The organism is Sinorhizobium sp. CB7, from assembly GCF_041357635.1.
In the GTDB taxonomy this organism is placed as follows: domain Bacteria; phylum Pseudomonadota; class Alphaproteobacteria; order Rhizobiales; family Rhizobiaceae; genus Rhizobium.
Genome location: NZ_JAULLL010000018.1, coordinates 26,820 through 40,977, shown reverse-complemented (window position 1 = coordinate 40,977; position 14,158 = coordinate 26,820). Strand labels below are relative to the sequence as shown.

12 protein-coding genes are annotated in these 14,158 nt (G+C 59.1%); 6 read left to right on the top strand and 6 right to left on the bottom strand.

The window, feature by feature from the left end; translation table 11 throughout:
* Nucleotides 1-7 precede the first annotated feature (7 nt).
* The 3 genes from AAE029_RS27730 to AAE029_RS27720 are packed head-to-tail and all read left to right on the top strand — an operon-like array spanning nucleotide 8 to nucleotide 2,851.
* A complete protein-coding gene (locus AAE029_RS27730; RefSeq protein ID WP_371076131.1) occupies nucleotides 8-1,012 on the top strand; it encodes a FecCD family ABC transporter permease in 1,005 nt (334 codons plus the stop codon).
* Nucleotides 1,012-2,046, top strand: coding sequence for a FecCD family ABC transporter permease (locus AAE029_RS27725; protein ID WP_371076230.1), 1,035 nt, complete (start codon nucleotides 1,012-1,014; stop codon nucleotides 2,044-2,046). Before AAE029_RS27730 ends, AAE029_RS27725 begins: the two co-directional genes overlap by 1 nt.
* A 7-nt stretch (nucleotides 2,047-2,053) precedes the next feature.
* On the top strand, nucleotides 2,054-2,851 hold the full coding sequence (locus tag AAE029_RS27720) for an ABC transporter ATP-binding protein (RefSeq protein ID WP_371076130.1): 798 nt from the start codon (nucleotides 2,054-2,056) through the stop codon (nucleotides 2,849-2,851).
* On the opposite strand, the gene AAE029_RS27715 is transcribed toward AAE029_RS27720, so the two are convergent.
* Both AAE029_RS27715 and AAE029_RS27710 read right to left on the bottom strand, forming a co-directional pair.
* The gene (locus AAE029_RS27715) at nucleotides 2,841-3,524 is read right to left on the bottom strand and encodes a class I SAM-dependent methyltransferase (RefSeq protein ID WP_371076129.1); all 684 of its coding nucleotides are present in this window, start codon (nucleotides 3,522-3,524) and stop codon (nucleotides 2,841-2,843) included. The two genes, AAE029_RS27720 and AAE029_RS27715, sit on opposite strands and share 11 nt — an antisense overlap.
* A gap of 961 nt (nucleotides 3,525-4,485) precedes the next feature.
* A complete protein-coding gene (locus AAE029_RS27710; RefSeq protein WP_371076128.1) occupies nucleotides 4,486-6,234 on the bottom strand; it encodes a hypothetical protein in 1,749 nt (582 codons plus the stop codon).
* 135 nt (nucleotides 6,235-6,369) lie between these two features.
* Between AAE029_RS27710 and AAE029_RS27705 the strand changes: the two genes are divergently transcribed.
* Genes AAE029_RS27705 through AAE029_RS27695 form a run of 3 tightly spaced genes read left to right on the top strand, consistent with a single transcriptional unit; the run spans nucleotide 6,370 to nucleotide 9,068 of the window.
* On the top strand, nucleotides 6,370-7,473 hold the full coding sequence (locus AAE029_RS27705; protein WP_371076127.1) for an inositol-3-phosphate synthase: 1,104 nt from the start codon (nucleotides 6,370-6,372) through the stop codon (nucleotides 7,471-7,473).
* A complete protein-coding gene (locus tag AAE029_RS27700; protein ID WP_371076126.1) occupies nucleotides 7,470-8,069 on the top strand; it encodes a histidine phosphatase family protein in 600 nt (199 codons plus the stop codon). Before AAE029_RS27705 ends, AAE029_RS27700 begins: the two co-directional genes overlap by 4 nt.
* Nucleotides 8,070-8,093: 24 nt before the next feature.
* Complete coding sequence (locus AAE029_RS27695; RefSeq protein ID WP_371076125.1) at nucleotides 8,094-9,068, top strand: beta-xylosidase; 975 nt, start codon at nucleotides 8,094-8,096, stop codon at nucleotides 9,066-9,068.
* On the opposite strand, the gene AAE029_RS27690 is transcribed toward AAE029_RS27695, so the two are convergent.
* The 4 genes from AAE029_RS27690 to doeA all read right to left on the bottom strand — a co-directional run bounded on the left by AAE029_RS27690 (nucleotide 9,042) and on the right by doeA (nucleotide 14,149).
* Nucleotides 9,042-10,472 carry a Coenzyme F420 hydrogenase/dehydrogenase, beta subunit C-terminal domain gene (locus AAE029_RS27690; RefSeq protein ID WP_371076124.1) on the bottom strand — a complete coding sequence of 477 codons (1,431 nt, stop codon included), beginning with the start codon at nucleotides 10,470-10,472 and terminating at the stop codon, nucleotides 9,042-9,044. The genes AAE029_RS27695 and AAE029_RS27690 overlap by 27 nt on opposite strands.
* On the bottom strand, nucleotides 10,459-11,577 hold the full coding sequence (locus AAE029_RS27685) for a polysaccharide pyruvyl transferase family protein (protein WP_371076123.1): 1,119 nt from the start codon (nucleotides 11,575-11,577) through the stop codon (nucleotides 10,459-10,461). Before AAE029_RS27685 ends, AAE029_RS27690 begins: the two co-directional genes overlap by 14 nt.
* A gap of 375 nt (nucleotides 11,578-11,952) precedes the next feature.
* Nucleotides 11,953-12,960 (bottom strand): N(2)-acetyl-L-2,4-diaminobutanoate deacetylase DoeB, encoded by a 1,008-nt coding sequence (gene doeB / locus AAE029_RS27680; protein ID WP_371076122.1) that lies wholly within the window; start codon nucleotides 12,958-12,960, stop codon nucleotides 11,953-11,955.
* 7 nt (nucleotides 12,961-12,967) lie between these two features.
* The gene (gene doeA, locus AAE029_RS27675) at nucleotides 12,968-14,149 is read right to left on the bottom strand and encodes an ectoine hydrolase DoeA (protein WP_371076121.1); all 1,182 of its coding nucleotides are present in this window, start codon (nucleotides 14,147-14,149) and stop codon (nucleotides 12,968-12,970) included.
* Between the last annotated feature and the right edge of the window lie 9 nt (nucleotides 14,150-14,158).

Sequence of the window (14,158 nt, the reverse complement as noted above, 5' to 3'; positions counted from 1 at the left end):
AAATGCGATGAGTCCTCGGCAAACGTCCTTGGCCATAGGGCTCATCCTCACCTTGTCGGTGATGGCCTTGGTCGTTGGCCTCCTTATCGGTGCAAGGCCATTGTCGATCGAGACCGCAGTCAGGGTTCTGTTTTCTCCCGACGACAAGATCGAGTCCATCCTCGTCTGGACATTGCGATTACCCCGCAGTCTTACGGCGGCGGCAGCCGGAGCCGGGCTTGCCGTTTCCGGTTACGTCCTTCAGACCCTGACCCGCAATCCGCTCGCCGATCCCGGCATCACCGGGGTCACTGCCGGTGCCGTCACGCCAATCGTCTGCTGTTTCGTTTTCCTGCCTTGGCTCTCGTCGCTCTACTATCCCTTTATTGGGCTCGCGGGTGGACTGGCCGCCGCCTCGGTGACGTTCTGGGTATCACGTGGAGGACAGGGCCAGCCGCTTCAACTGGCGCTCGGCGGCGTAAGTGTTTCCCTCTTCCTGAGCGCAGTCACCACTTATGCGCTGCTTTTGACAGGGCCGCAGTCCGCGTCGCTTCTGTTTTGGCTGGCTGGCGGCTTTCAGGGCCGCACGTGGTCGCATCTGGCCTATATGTTGCCCTGGGTGGCGATAGGCATATTGTCCGCGGTGGCTCTTAGACGGGTTATCAGCATGCTGATGCTGAGCGACCATGCGGCCGCAGGAATGGGACTGCGGCTTGCGCTGTGGAAGCCGCTCCTGCTCGTTCTGGCCGTAATTCCAGTGGCAGGCGTCGCCCCCGTAGCAGGGCCGGTCGCCTTTGTCGGCTTGGCGTCGCCCCACATTGCCCGCCTGCTCAAGCCAAAAGGCACCGGGTGGGAAATAGGATTATGCGCGGCGATCGGGGCATGGATCGTGATCACAGCGGACGTTATTGCGCGCAGCGCAGCAATCCCCCGTGAGCTGCCCGTCGGCATCATCACCGCCATGCTGGGCGGGCCGATCTTCATCTATCTCGTCCAGAAAGGTCGACTGGACCTCGGAGGTCAGTCCGCATGATGTCGACTGCTTTGAGACGCACCGCAGAGGAGCGCGGATGGCTCGTTCCCGCTATCCTTGCCCTAACGTTTCTTTCTCTCGCCACCGCGACGTTTCTCGGGGTCGCAGACATACCCCTGTGGGATGTCGCAGCGGTTCTGACGGGTGACGGCTCGACCGAGGCGCGCTCCGTCATCCTTGACATCCGGCTGCCCCGTATCATTACCGGCATTCTCGCCGGTATTCATTTTGCGCTGGCAGGCTATACGCTCCAGACGATCACCAGAAATCCGCTGGCCGATCCATCGCTGATGGGGGTCTCCCAAGGCGCCACGCTGTCGGTTACCCTCTTCTTGCTGTTCACAGTCTACATCTTCCATCCTGGTGGCAATACGCTCGCCCAACTGCCCATAGCTTGGCTGCCTGCCGCGGGAATGGTCGGCGGCATGCTGGCCGGAGGGGTGATCTATATCCTGGCATTCCGGCTTGGACTCAGTGCGCTGAGGATAACACTGTGTGGCGTTGCAATCGGCGCGGTTCTACACGCCGCCGCCATCGGACTGATCGCCGGCTGGGGATCGGAGCGCATAGAGATCATCCTCGAATGGTTGTCCGGCAGCCTTTACGCCCGGACGTGGGACCATGCTTTGTTTCTCCTCCCGTTCACGATCACCGGTCTCGCCCTTCTTCCAGTCATCTACCGTCCGCTTGAACTCCTTCAGTTCGACGCGACCGTCGCGCAATCGTTCGGCCTCTCCTATCGCCGTCAGTTCTCGATCGCGCTGCTGGTGTCCTGCGCGCTGGCGGCAAGCGCGGTTGGAGCCGTCGGGCCGATCGTCTTCGTCGGCCTGATTGTTCCGCATCTGGCGCGCTTCATCGCCGGCCGAAACTTCAGGCTGTCACTTGCCTTGACGATCATGCTCGGGGCGATCGTCGTCATGTTGTGCGATCTCGTCGGCCGCATCCTTGGTCAGGCGGAGGAAATACCGATCGGCGTGGTTACTGCCGTCTGCGGCGTACCGCTCCTGCTCGCCTTGCTGCGCAGAACCACGTGAGACCAAAATGATACTCTCCTGTTTCCATCTCTCGGTCACCTACGGCACGCGCAAGGCTCTCATAGATTTCAGTCTTTCACTTGAGAAAGGCGAAATCCGAGCGCTGATCGGCCCGAACGGCTCGGGCAAGAGCACGGCGCTCCATGCGCTGGCGGGATTAATCAAGCCTGCGTCAGGCGGTGCGACAATTGCTGGAGTTCCGGTCGGATCGATGTCACGCAGGTCGCTCGCCAAAAAACTCGCCTTCCTTCCGCAGCAGCCGACGGCCCCCGACGAGATGACTGTGGCCCAATTGGTGAGGCAGGGCCGCTTTCCACATGTCGGGCTGTTTCGCTCCTACGGACCGGATGACGAAAGGGCGATCGAATGGGCGCTGGAGAGCACAGGACTTGCTAAATTGGCAGATCGGCCGCTTCAAGAATTGTCCGGCGGCGAACGCCAGCGGGCCTGGATATCCGCGGCTCTTGCACAGGAGGCCGGCATTCTCCTCCTGGACGAACCGACATCCTTCCTCGACATCGGCTACCAGGTCGAGATCCTCGACTTGGTGCACCGGCTGAGCCGCGAAAGAGGTGTGACGATCGTCATGGCGATCCATGACATAAACCAGGCGATCGCTGTCAGCGATCGTATCTCACTGCTCGAAAAAGGGCTGCTGCGCTTCGACGGCCAGCCAGAGCGGCTTGCCGACAGCGGCCTGGTGCAGGAAATCTTCCGCATCAAAGGCCGTTTCGTGCGAGTCAGCCCCGAAAGCCCACCACATCTCGACGTCGAGCTGACGAAGGTGCCGCGGACTAGCTCTTGATCAGCCTGAAGACGATCTTCGTCTGCGTATAATAGTCAAGGGCGTCGGCGAAGTTCGGCGTCCATCCGTCGGCAACGAACGGAATGAAGCCGTTATATTCAAGCTTGCGGCCGGAGACCTTGAAACCGGCATCCTGAAAAGCACGCCCGTAGTCCGAGATCGACCTGTCCTGCACAACCGTGTTCGTCCGCTTCGCGACGAGCTCGCGCCATTTTGGCCAGAGCGGATTGTCCGTGTGGCAACCGGTTACTGCGTAGTAGACGCCGCCAGGCCTCAATGCCCGCCAGATGTCGGCTGCATGGGCCGCAATATCGGGAACGAGATAGATCACCTCGTGACTGATGGCGAGATCGAACTGCTCGTCCCAACCGCTGAGGCTGCCACCAACTTCGTGCTGAATCGGAAGATTGCCTTTCAGGGCCTCCGCCTTGGCGACTGACGTTTCGGCAATATCGATCCCTAAAGCCTTCCGGAAGGGACGCATTGCATAGAGGTGCCGCAGCAGCCCGCCCTGGTTGCAGCCGAAATCCAGAACGCTTTTGCCCGTAAGGTCTCGCTCGACGATAAGATCGATGAGGTGACGCCAGATCGGAGCATGCCCGTCCGCCATCTTGTCCTCGGCATCGGGATCTATGTACCAGGTGCTGATCTTGCTCTGCTCGCGGTCTGCCATTTTGCTTCCTGTTCCTGCGGATCAAAATCAGAGGTCATAGGGCGATCAGAAGCATTTGGCTAGCAGCCGTCGACACATCCTGCTGGTTCTCGCCTATCGGGCAAGTCCAGCGTGAGGGTTCATAGCTGACCGAGAAATCCGTGAACTAGGCGGAACAACTGTCGTGATCACAGGCAGTCGGCGGGCCAATTTGCCGGCTGCGGGACGAAGTTGTCGCGATTCCGCGAACTGAAGTCAGAAATACGACGCTCCACCGCTTCATTTTACGCACGTTGGAGAGCATCGTCACCGGGTCCAGCGAGCTACAGGATTTCCGCACCACCCTCCATTCTGAACGGCGAAGATAGCAATGAGTGCCGATCTCAACCGGCTCGTGTCCGAGGAGAGCTGCGAGCGCACCAGAACGTGTTTCCCCGCTTGTGAGCAGCGGCGCCGCCAGCCCGGTCAAGACATCCGGAATCGCTTTGCACTCTTTTCACAAAAGCCGCGGGTCTTCTTGGAACAGAGGGGCGTCAGAGATGTTTGGTGCAAATCTCGGATAGTGAAGCCATTGGACCCGTATGCCGCGCCGACCTCAAAGCGGAAAGGGAAGTGTTACCGGAGATAGCACAGATCTCCTGGCGATGAGCAGTCTTCCGCAATGGGTCGTTCGTTCCCTGGCCGCGAATGGCGTTCTGCGGTTGAGCGAGGCCTCCGCGATGAGTGATGCGCAACTGCTGAAACTCAGAGGCGTAGGTCAGCAATCAATCAAACTCATACGGTCCGCTGTCAGAAAGGCCAAACGCCGCCGCAAAATGCAGCTTGAGCGCTGATTCACTGGCCGACGTCCTCGGGCTCGATCCCACAGCTGCACGGCGCTAAAGCCTGTCGCGTGAAGGTAGGCTCACGCGACAGGCTTTAGCTTATTGTTTTCATGCATGTCATTGCCGCAAAACCGCTGCACACTTTTGCGCGACATGCATCAGGCATCGAGCAGCTGATGCAAGTGGTCCAGATAGCGCTTCACCAACCTTCCGATGCGCTCTTTCTCGGATCCTGTAACAGTTGCTCTGGCGCCTGACCATAGGCCTATCTGGAACCCTAGATAGCAAGCTTCAAACACCGTGAGCACGTCCTTGCGCAAATCACAATCGGCCTCACGCGCGACGATTTCGGCCAGGCGATCGCGTTCGGGCGTGGAAAGATCAAACTCCACGCACGCACCGGCGACATCCCAGGCCACATCCTGGCAACCGACCAGATCATGTGCGGCATTGTGGTCGCGCGCATCGGTCTTCACCAGGCGTCCGTCTCCGGTTATCAGCCATTCCCATGTCTGAAGTCGATTGTCCGTATCGATGCGGCGCAGCCGGCGGCTTATGTTTTTCGGGCGGCCGATCAAGCGCCCGAGTCTTTCGGCGGCGTCCGCCCCGAGCGCTTCTCCAACGTTATGTATGGCCATGCGGCAAAGGTCCTGAACCGAGGCGCCGCCATTCGGAGCAGGAAGATGGCGGGCGCGAAAGCCGAGATATTGGCCGAGATGATCCACCACTTGCTGCGAAGGCAGGCCCGCGGCATTGGCGGGCATGCCTTCAAGCCATTTCTCGATGCTGAAGCCATAACAAGTGCCTGCAATTTTCGGCGTGAATCCCGCCTCGCTCAGCAATGAACCCCTTCGAGCCTTCTCCATACCCGTCCTTCCAAGGCCCGCGAATTTGACGAGCCAGGTTTCGCCGTCCGCCTGCACCAGAAATTTCCGCTTCTCCATCTGCATATGGCTTGGCGGCCACGATTCGAGATCCTTATAACGGACGGCGCGCCAGCCACCGCCCGACACGTCCCGCCAGGAATGCCCGGAGGCACCGACGAGATCATCCACCCATGTTTGCAGCCGATGCGCCGGCTCCGGTGACTTGAGGATGAGATCAACGACATCGACGACGTGCCGTGGGCGTTCCGCCCAGCGTGTACGATGAGACGCGCTCGCATGCGGACCTAAATCTCCCCGGTGGCTCGGAAAGAAATGAAGCCGGGACGCGGCCACGCCATTTTCCTGCAACCAGTCGGCAACACTTCCAAATGAGCTGCCGGATAGTCCGGGCCCCTCATCCACGATCGCGAAGTCGGCTTCGGTGTCTGCAAGGATACGCTTCGAAAGTGCGGCACTGACTTGGACATGGCGCTCGAATGGATGTCCTGTCGGGCGAAGCGAATAGGCCGGCCCGGATCCAAGTGCGGCGGAAACCAGAGCCGCCAGCGTGATACCGATGCTTCGAATACCGATCACAACCGTCTTTGGCGTCAACGTCGATCTTGAAGCTGCTTCCAGGTAGCTCTCCGGATAGAGCGCATAGAGGGCATAGCCCTCCGCCCGCCGCATCCGCACTGGTTCAGGACTGTGGAGACGCTCCAGCAGGCCTCCCCAGGGCGCCGGAAGCGATGGTCCTCCAGAAAACCCGCTTCGCCACGACTGCATGATTGCTCGAGCCTGGAAGAGCAGGAGCGTCGCGCCGGCTTGCTGGATTTCGGACACATCATCGGCAGCCTTGATTTCGAACTCCTGATCGGCCAATCCCTGAACGAGTTCTCCCGTCGTGAGAAAGGCCTGCACCAGCAGCTCATGGCGGCGCCGCCCCGGCGGCGATCGTGCCCAGCCATCGATTTTCTCTCCGATCTCGGCACGTGCCGAAGCGGGAAATCCAACATGTTCCACGTCGCCATAGACCAGCATGGCCGTTTCTCCGCCTCCAGCCTATCGAACGCTTGCAGGGCTCCAGCGATCCATGCGTCAGAAAAAAGAGTTTTCATGGAACACTTTGCGCTCCCGCCTGTTCGGCAAATAGCTTTGTAGATGCTGGAGGCGAGGATGCGCTCTAAGGCTATACGCGTCGGCTTGGTCGGAGTCGGCAACTGTGCATCGTCCCTGGTTCAGGGACTGACCTACTATCGCGACGTCGACGGCAATGAACCCGTCCCGGGTCTCATGCACGTTGAACTCGGCGGATATCACGTGCGCGACGTGGAAATATCAGCCGCATTCGATGTTGCAAGCTCTAAGGTAGGGCGCGATGTCGCGGACGCAATCTATGCCAAACCGAACAACACGAAGCGCTTCGCGGACGTCATGCCGATCGGCGTCGAAGTGCATCGCGGCAGAACGTTTGATGGAATTGGTAAATATCTCCGGAGCGAAATCGAAGAATCGGCCGAACCCGCCGCCGATGTCATGGACATCCTGAAGCGCACCAGGACGGATGTGCTCGTATCTTACCTCCCGGTTGGCTCCGAGGAAGCGACGAAATGGTATGCCGAACAGGCGCTGGCCGCTGGCTGCGCATTCATCAATTGCATTCCGGTGTTCATCGCTTCCAAACCGGAATGGCAAAAGAGGTTCGCCGAACGTGGCCTGCCGATCATCGGAGATGACATCAAGAGCCAGGTCGGTGCGACAATCATCCACCGGATGCTGGTGAATCTCTTTCGTGACCGTGGGGTCCAGATTGAACGAACTTACCAGCTGAATTTCGGCGGAAACACGGATTTCTTGAACATGCTGGAACGCGAACGACTGGAATCGAAGAAGATTTCGAAGACGCAATCCGTTACCAGCCAGCTGGATATTCCGCTTCCCGCCGGCGACGTTCATGTCGGCCCAAGTGATCATGTGCCTTGGCTGACCGACAGGAAATGGGCTTATATCAGGCTCGAGGGCACCACCTTCGGCGGCGTACCGCTCAATGCAGAACTCAAGCTCGAAGTGTGGGACTCTCCCAATTCTGCGGGCGTGGTGATCGATGCGATACGGTGCGCCAGATTGGCGCTGGATCGCGGCATCGGCGGGGTTCTTACAGGACCGTCGAGCTATTTCATGAAGTCTCCGCCCCAACAGTTCAACGATCATGAAGCGCGGCGGCGCACGCAAGATTTCATCAACGGCCACGAGGATGTTCTGCGCGGGGCGGCAGAATGACGGCAACGTTCTTTCTCGTACGTCATGCAGCCCACGACAATGTCGGCGCCTTCCTTGCAGGTCGAGCCGAAGGCATTTCGCTGGGATCCGCTGGTCAAGCTCAAGCCCGGCGCCTTGCGCAGCGGATGAAGCGTGAGGAACTCGCCGAAATTCATACCAGTCCCCGCGAGCGCACACGAGAGACAGCTGCTGCCATCGCCTCGGCCTGCAGCCTTGGACCGCCGCAGCTTGCGGAAGCGCTCGACGAGGTAAATTTCGGCGATTGGTCCGGGAAAACATTTGAAGCTCTCGATGCCGATCCGCTGTGGCACAGGTGGAACACCGTTCGAACCTTCGCACGGACGCCGGCCGGTGAAACGATGCTCGACGTACAGAGCCGGATCGTCGGCCTGATCGAAGCTTTGTCGATGCGCAATAGCGGCAGGAAACTTGTCCTGGTTTCGCATGCTGACGTCATCAAGGCGGCCGTCTGTCACGTGCTGGGGCTGCCCGCCGACGCCTGGCCAAGGTTCGATGTCGCACCTGCTTCCGTTACCACGGTGGTCGTTGGTCATTGGGGTGCCAAGGTGGTGACGCTCAACGAAATCGTCTCATAGAACGCCCAACGTTGGGGAAGGAACATGATCGAAGCAACCATGATCTGGAATGAACCGAACAACAAATCGCATTGGGATCCGGAAATCGATCCCGACTGGAGTCGCTTCGCGCGCATGGCTGTTCTCGCCGCCGATGCGATCGCCGCGAGAAATCCGGAGCTCGTCAAAGTGCTTGGTGGAATCTCCCCGATCGATTCGGGCTTCATGACCCTCATGAAGGAATATGGCGTGCTCGATCATGTCGATGCCGTGGCCGTTCATGGCTTTCCGCTCGATTGGAACCTGTGGCAGATCCATGAATGGCCCGACAAGGTAGACGAGATACGCGCAGTCACCGACCTGCCGGTCTGGATCAGCGAGGTCGGGGTTTCGACCTTCGGTGCGGAGGAAGTTCAATTGTGGGGTCTGAAGCGCACCGCCGAGTTGTTGAAAGGCAAGGTGGAGCGGTGCCAATGGTATAGTCTCTATGATCTTCCGCGATCATGGGAAGCAACCACCCGTCATCGCGAAGCTGAAGGCTCTTCCTACTATCGGCATTTCTACATGGGTATTTTGCGGGAGGACGGCAGCCCGAAACCGGCGCTTGAGGAATTTGCCAAGCACACGCCGGAATTCGGGATCGTCCAATGGTTCCATTTCGAAGATCCAAGGCTCGATGACGCGGTCGCCTGGATGAAACGGCTGGGCGTGAAATCCCTGCGCACCGGCCTGTCCTGGGCGGACAGGTTCCGTCCCAATGCGCTCGACTGGTTCGATCGGCAGATGCGTGCTCTCGAGGACTTTGACGTGACCGCAACATTCTGCTTCACGCCGGAACACAGGGGCATTGCGCCTCACCATACCAGCCCGCCGCTTGTCCCGGAGGAGTTCGCCGAGTTCTGCGATGAAATGGTCGCACGTTACGCACCGCGACAGGAAAGTCGCTACATGTCGCGCACTGTGCATTCAGCCGCTCGGCTTCTCAAGCTTAATTCACTCGCGACCTTCGGCACCAGATGAGGTCAGCCGATCCAGGATGCCGCCCAGCTTTCCGCGAGAATAGGCCAGGCCCTGGTAGCAAGCGAGAGCTGCGCGGGCCCAGGTCAGATAGAGCGCAGGAAGCCGCAACAGGCGCGCGGCCCAGAAGACCCGATGACTCCAAAGACTGATGCCGTAGCGCATAAGGTAAATCGCCGTGCGCCGGGCCGGCAGTCTCTGATTGCCGACCTGAACCCGCTTTCGAGTTCGTACGCCCAGACGGGGCCAGCTAAGGCGGAATGAAAGACCTTCGCGGCGTTGGCGAAACCCGGCCGCCTGAGTGGCAATCACGAAATCGGCATCCACCGGGGATAGCGCGATGCGCTTCGTGTCCATTGCCGCACGAATGAGGTCCAAAAGCCTCGGCGAGCGTACGATAACCACATTCGTCCCCCTGCCATCTGAGGAATAGGGTTCCTTCCAAGCATCGCCAAAAGCAATATCGGCCGTTTCGGCAACCACGTCGTCACAGAAATTGCAGGCGGAGTTCTGAAAGAAGCCGGCACCCCAATCGCCGTCGGCCAGATGCCACCAGTCGCGACTGCAGATGCGTCCATCCCTGAGCGTCAATTGCGCCCGATACCAATTCGCCGGACGATCCGGGCTCTTCACACGATAATCGAGCCGCGTAACATCGCTTATATCCTCATGCATCTGCCAGGCGAAGCTTTCGGCTAGCCGGGCGCTCTTCATGTGACCGCAAAACAAGCCAAGAGTAAAAGCGATCCGGGTGTTCAATACCGCATCGTTCGCACAGGCCAGCCGGACAGCCTTGATGAAGCACGGAATGCCGACGATGGCATATCGACCGGGGACCCTTCGTATCGTATCGAGCACGCCCGAAATCTCGACCGGATAATATCGCGACTTTGCGCCGGCGCGGAGTGCCTCCAGGTTTCGCGATATTCCATAGCGGAACAGACGATCGTCGTCTCCGGAACGGTCGGTCGCCGTCACATGCGCCACACCATCGACCAGACCCCGCCGCAGGAGCTCTGCCGCAACCCAGGTAACCATCCCCCCGGAACTGCCTTCGGCCCGATAATTTTCTTCCTCGACATAGCCAACATAGGCAGCCTCGAACCGACCGATGTGGCCATCGCGTTTGGCGGCCGATGGAAACAGGACGCCAGCCAATTCATCCTCGTTCCTGGCGGCTGGGGAAAACGGACAAATGTACGGAAATTGCGCATGTCGACTGCGCAACCACTCCGTCGACGCGATGGGCTTCATCTGCCCATATCGGTCGAAATCCATTCGGACGCCGGATCGTCCTGCTTGTGCCGCACAGACGCCGCAGCCGATGCAGAGGCCGGAACGGAGGATATCCTGTGGCGTCACCTGTTCGGCGCCTTGCTGTCGATGGGAAAGCTTATTGAAGGACATGGCGGAGATAGTCGCCGGAGTTGCGGCGCAGTTCAGCGATGCGACGGGAGATAGCGGGATCCAGTGGCTCACTCAGCACAGCGTCATACCGCCGCTCAGTGCTTGCCTCATGCATGACATGCCGTATGGCTCCGACCGTCATTGCCAGGTCAGTCACCTTGTTGCCTCGATAGTCGGACAGGGCGCAGGCGAAGGGCTTGCCGTTTACCAATGAAAAGACACATCCATGAAAGAAGTTCGTCACCACGGCTTTTGCTCCCGCAATGAAGCCGGCAAAATCCTCAGGCCCGGCATCGATCCACTGCTTGTCAGCCCAGTCATTCCGATAGCCGATGCTGACAAGGGTGTATTGCCTTCGGTGGGACCATCGCCTGACAATATGCTGGAACCAGTCAGGAAAACTATGCCCATAGACGGCAACATATGGCGGCGCCTCTTCCTCTCGTACAGCGGGCCGGATCACCTGCGGGAATTGTAGGCAGGGATCCAAAACGAGCTCGGGGCTGAAACCCAACGCATCTTGAATCAGCCGCTTCGAATTAAGGTCACGAACCGATATGTTCGAAAAACGGTTCAGCTTTTCGGACCAGTAGCCCTTCAAACCTTCGGAGGAAGCCAAATTGCCGAAGGTCGCCGCATAAGAAACGATGCGCCTGGATCGCAGGCCTTCCCCATAAAACAGCGAGTATCCTCCGTACCAGGGATGCTTGAGGTTCCACACTTCGTCGCTGCCGACGATAACCAGGCGAAACTCCTCCACATCAACCGGATTCTCCAGTAGGAATGGCGATGAAAGGGGGAGCGCTGCAAATGCGTCGAAGAACTTGCGCATCTTTCTTTTGTAACGGGGATAGTCTTCTTTCGGTGTTATGACAGGAAGCAGCGGCTGCAGCGCGCATCGCCATTCTGCGCGGTCGACGCGCCCTCCTCTGTGTTCAAGAAGAACGGCATCGACGGTCATGTCAGCAAGTCCCTCGACCAGACAGCGTGCCTGCCAATACGAACCGTAGTTTATGCAACGGTGAAACGTCAGGATGCCGACTCGATCACGCTCTTGATTTTGCGTCGTCGCATTAGTTTGAGATCTTCTGACCTTTGCGGACATTCCGATCTCCTCCCACCCATCCTCTTGGCAAATGCGACGGCAATAATTGCGCGCCGCCCAAGGCCATTACGGTGCTATTACGGACGGCGCGCTTTCCTTTCTCGAACCATATGTTCCCGATAATGTTCCCGAGCGCTTTTGCCACCTGCGTTGGAGCCGACTTTTTCATCGACGTTCGGAACATAGTTTCCGCACGTCGGTTCGGGATGTGAGACGGGGGCCAACATCCTCCCGAGACTTGCCGCCCCGACCCAAGCTCCCGTCTCAACCGGCAGACATGCCGAATTGGTTCAGCTTGTCTCTGGACGAGCAATTGCAGCGGTGTCCGGCTGAGCCGGCGGCACGCCAGGTCCTCGCGGATTCCCTTCGATGCTTTTACGCCATCGTTACGGCCAGAACGGCAGCACAATCTCCCGACTTGATGAGCCCCGGAAAATGGCGAGCGGCGAGGATGCCATCCATCTTCGCCACAATGTTCATGGGCGACGCACCGGTGCGGGATACGGGATAAATACGCGCGATCACTGTGCCCTGTTCGACGCGATCGCCGAGATCAGCGAGAAATTCGACAAGCCCGCCATCCTCTGCGAAGCAGAAGCAGTCTCCATCCGGCATATCGAGCCATTCGGTCGGCAGGCTTTCCACGTCACCGCTGAGGATACTCGCATAGGTCAACATGTTGATAACGCCGCGCTTGGCAATGCCGGCGCTTTTCGCCGTCGCCGTGCCGCCACCGCCGAGCTCGGTGGTGATGAAGATCTTTCCCATCTCCTCGGCGGCCGTGTCGTACATGCCGACCGCATCGATTTCGAGCATCTTCATCGAATAGGGCGCACCGAAAGCCCTGACGAGTTCGAACGCCTTGGCCTCCTGGACCTTGTCCGGCAGGATATGTGCCGCGCAGAAGGGCAGGAAGTCGAGCGTCTTGCCGCCGGAATGGAAATCGAGAACGATATCGGCCAACGGCAACAGGGTTCGTTGAAAGTAGTCCGCAATCTTCTGCGTCACCGTTCCGTCCGGCTTTCCCGGAAAACTGCGGTTCATGTTGCCTTTGTCGATCGGCGAGGTTCGCGTGCCGCTAAGAAAAGCCGGATAGTTCATCGCCGGCACGATGATGATTCTACCCTTTACCTCTTCCGCTTTCAGCGTCAGAGCGAGGTCAAAAAGCGCTATCGGCCCCTCATATTCGTCGCCGTGATTGCCGCCGGTCAAAAGCGCCGTCGGGCCATCGCCGTTGCGGATGACGGTGATCGGGATCATCACCGAACCCCAGGCGGAATCATCGCGGCTATATGGCAATCGCAGAAAACCATGCTGAATGCCGTCGGCATTAAAATCCACCGTCGCGCTGATCGGCGACGATCGCAAATCCGTCTCGGTCATTACCATCTCAATCCTTGACCATCAGCTTGCGCGGCACGTTGGCCATGCATTCGACGCCGGTTTCGGTGATGAGGATGCTCTCGGTCGTCTCGAAACCCATATCCTCGAGCCAGAGGCCGGTCATGAAATGGAAGGTCATCCCCGGCTTCAGCTCCGTCTTGTCGCCAGGACGCAGGCTCATGGTGCGTTCGCCCCAATCCGGCGGATAGGAGAGGCCAATCGGATAGCCGGTGCGGTTATCCTTGACGATGCCGTATTTCTTCAGGACCGCGAAGAAGGCATTGGCAATATCCTCGCAGCGGTTGCCGGGCTTTGCGACCGCAAGGCCCGCCTCCATGCCTTCCAGCGTGGCCTTCTCTGCATCGAGGAACGCCTGCGTCGGTTTGCCGAGGAATACCGTGCGCGACAGCGGAACGTGATAGCGGTTGTAGCAGCCGGCGATCTCGAAGAAAGTGCCCTCGCCCTTTTTCATTGGCCGGTCGTCCCAGGTCAGGTGCGGCGCGGATGCCTCGACGCCCGACGGCAGCAGCGGCACGATTGCCGGATAGTCACCACCGATGCCGTCGACGCCCCGCGTGCCGGCATCGTAGATCTCGGCGACCAGATCGCACTTGCGCATACCCACTTCGATCTTGTCGAAGATGCGCGCGTGCATGGCTTCGACGATGCGGGCGGCGTTGCGCATGTATTTGATTTCCGTTTCGCTCTTGATGGCGCGCTGCCAGTTGACAAGTGCCGTTGCGTCGACGAAGCGCGCATTCGGCAGATGCTTCTGCAGAGAGGCGAAGGCTGCAGCGGAGAACCAGTAATTGTCCATCTCGACGCCGATCGTCAGCTTACTGAGGCCGCGGTCCGACAGGATGCCGGAGAGATAGTCCATCGGGTGGCGCTCGGTCGATTGTACGTAATGGTCGGGATAGCCGATGATGTTGTCATGCCTCAGGTAGGCGGTCAGCTTGGCACCGTTGGCGTCCTGGCCCCGGCCGAACCAGATCGGCTCACCGGACGGCGGCACGATTACGGCCTGGTGCACGTAGAAGGACCAGCCGTCATAGCCCGTCAACCAGGCCATATTTGACGGATCACTGACGATCAGCAGCTCGATGCCTTTGGCCTCCATGGCATGCCGTGTCTTTTCCAACCGAGCGGCATATTCGCCTGGCGAGAATTTGAGATTGGGCTGGGTCATGTCTCTTCC

Coding starts and splice junctions, on each gene's coding strand:
- AAE029_RS27685 (WP_371076123.1), bottom strand. CDS start 11,577: ATGTCCGCAAAGGTCAGAAGATCTCAAACTAATGCGACGACGCAAAAT.
- AAE029_RS27710 (WP_371076128.1), bottom strand. CDS start 6,234: ATGCTGGTCTATGGCGACGTGGAACATGTTGGATTTCCCGCTTCGGCA.
- AAE029_RS27690 (WP_371076124.1), bottom strand. CDS start 10,472: ATGTCCTTCAATAAGCTTTCCCATCGACAGCAAGGCGCCGAACAGGTG.
- AAE029_RS27695 (WP_371076125.1), top strand. CDS start 8,094: ATGATCGAAGCAACCATGATCTGGAATGAACCGAACAACAAATCGCAT.
- doeA (WP_371076121.1), bottom strand. CDS start 14,149: ATGACCCAGCCCAATCTCAAATTCTCGCCAGGCGAATATGCCGCTCGG.
- AAE029_RS27700 (WP_371076126.1), top strand. CDS start 7,470: ATGACGGCAACGTTCTTTCTCGTACGTCATGCAGCCCACGACAATGTC.
- doeB (WP_371076122.1), bottom strand. CDS start 12,960: ATGACCGAGACGGATTTGCGATCGTCGCCGATCAGCGCGACGGTGGAT.
- AAE029_RS27730 (WP_371076131.1), top strand. CDS start 8: ATGAGTCCTCGGCAAACGTCCTTGGCCATAGGGCTCATCCTCACCTTG.
- AAE029_RS27720 (WP_371076130.1), top strand. CDS start 2,054: ATGATACTCTCCTGTTTCCATCTCTCGGTCACCTACGGCACGCGCAAG.
- AAE029_RS27725 (WP_371076230.1), top strand. CDS start 1,012: ATGTCGACTGCTTTGAGACGCACCGCAGAGGAGCGCGGATGGCTCGTT.
- AAE029_RS27705 (WP_371076127.1), top strand. CDS start 6,370: ATGCGCTCTAAGGCTATACGCGTCGGCTTGGTCGGAGTCGGCAACTGT.
- AAE029_RS27715 (WP_371076129.1), bottom strand. CDS start 3,524: ATGGCAGACCGCGAGCAGAGCAAGATCAGCACCTGGTACATAGATCCC.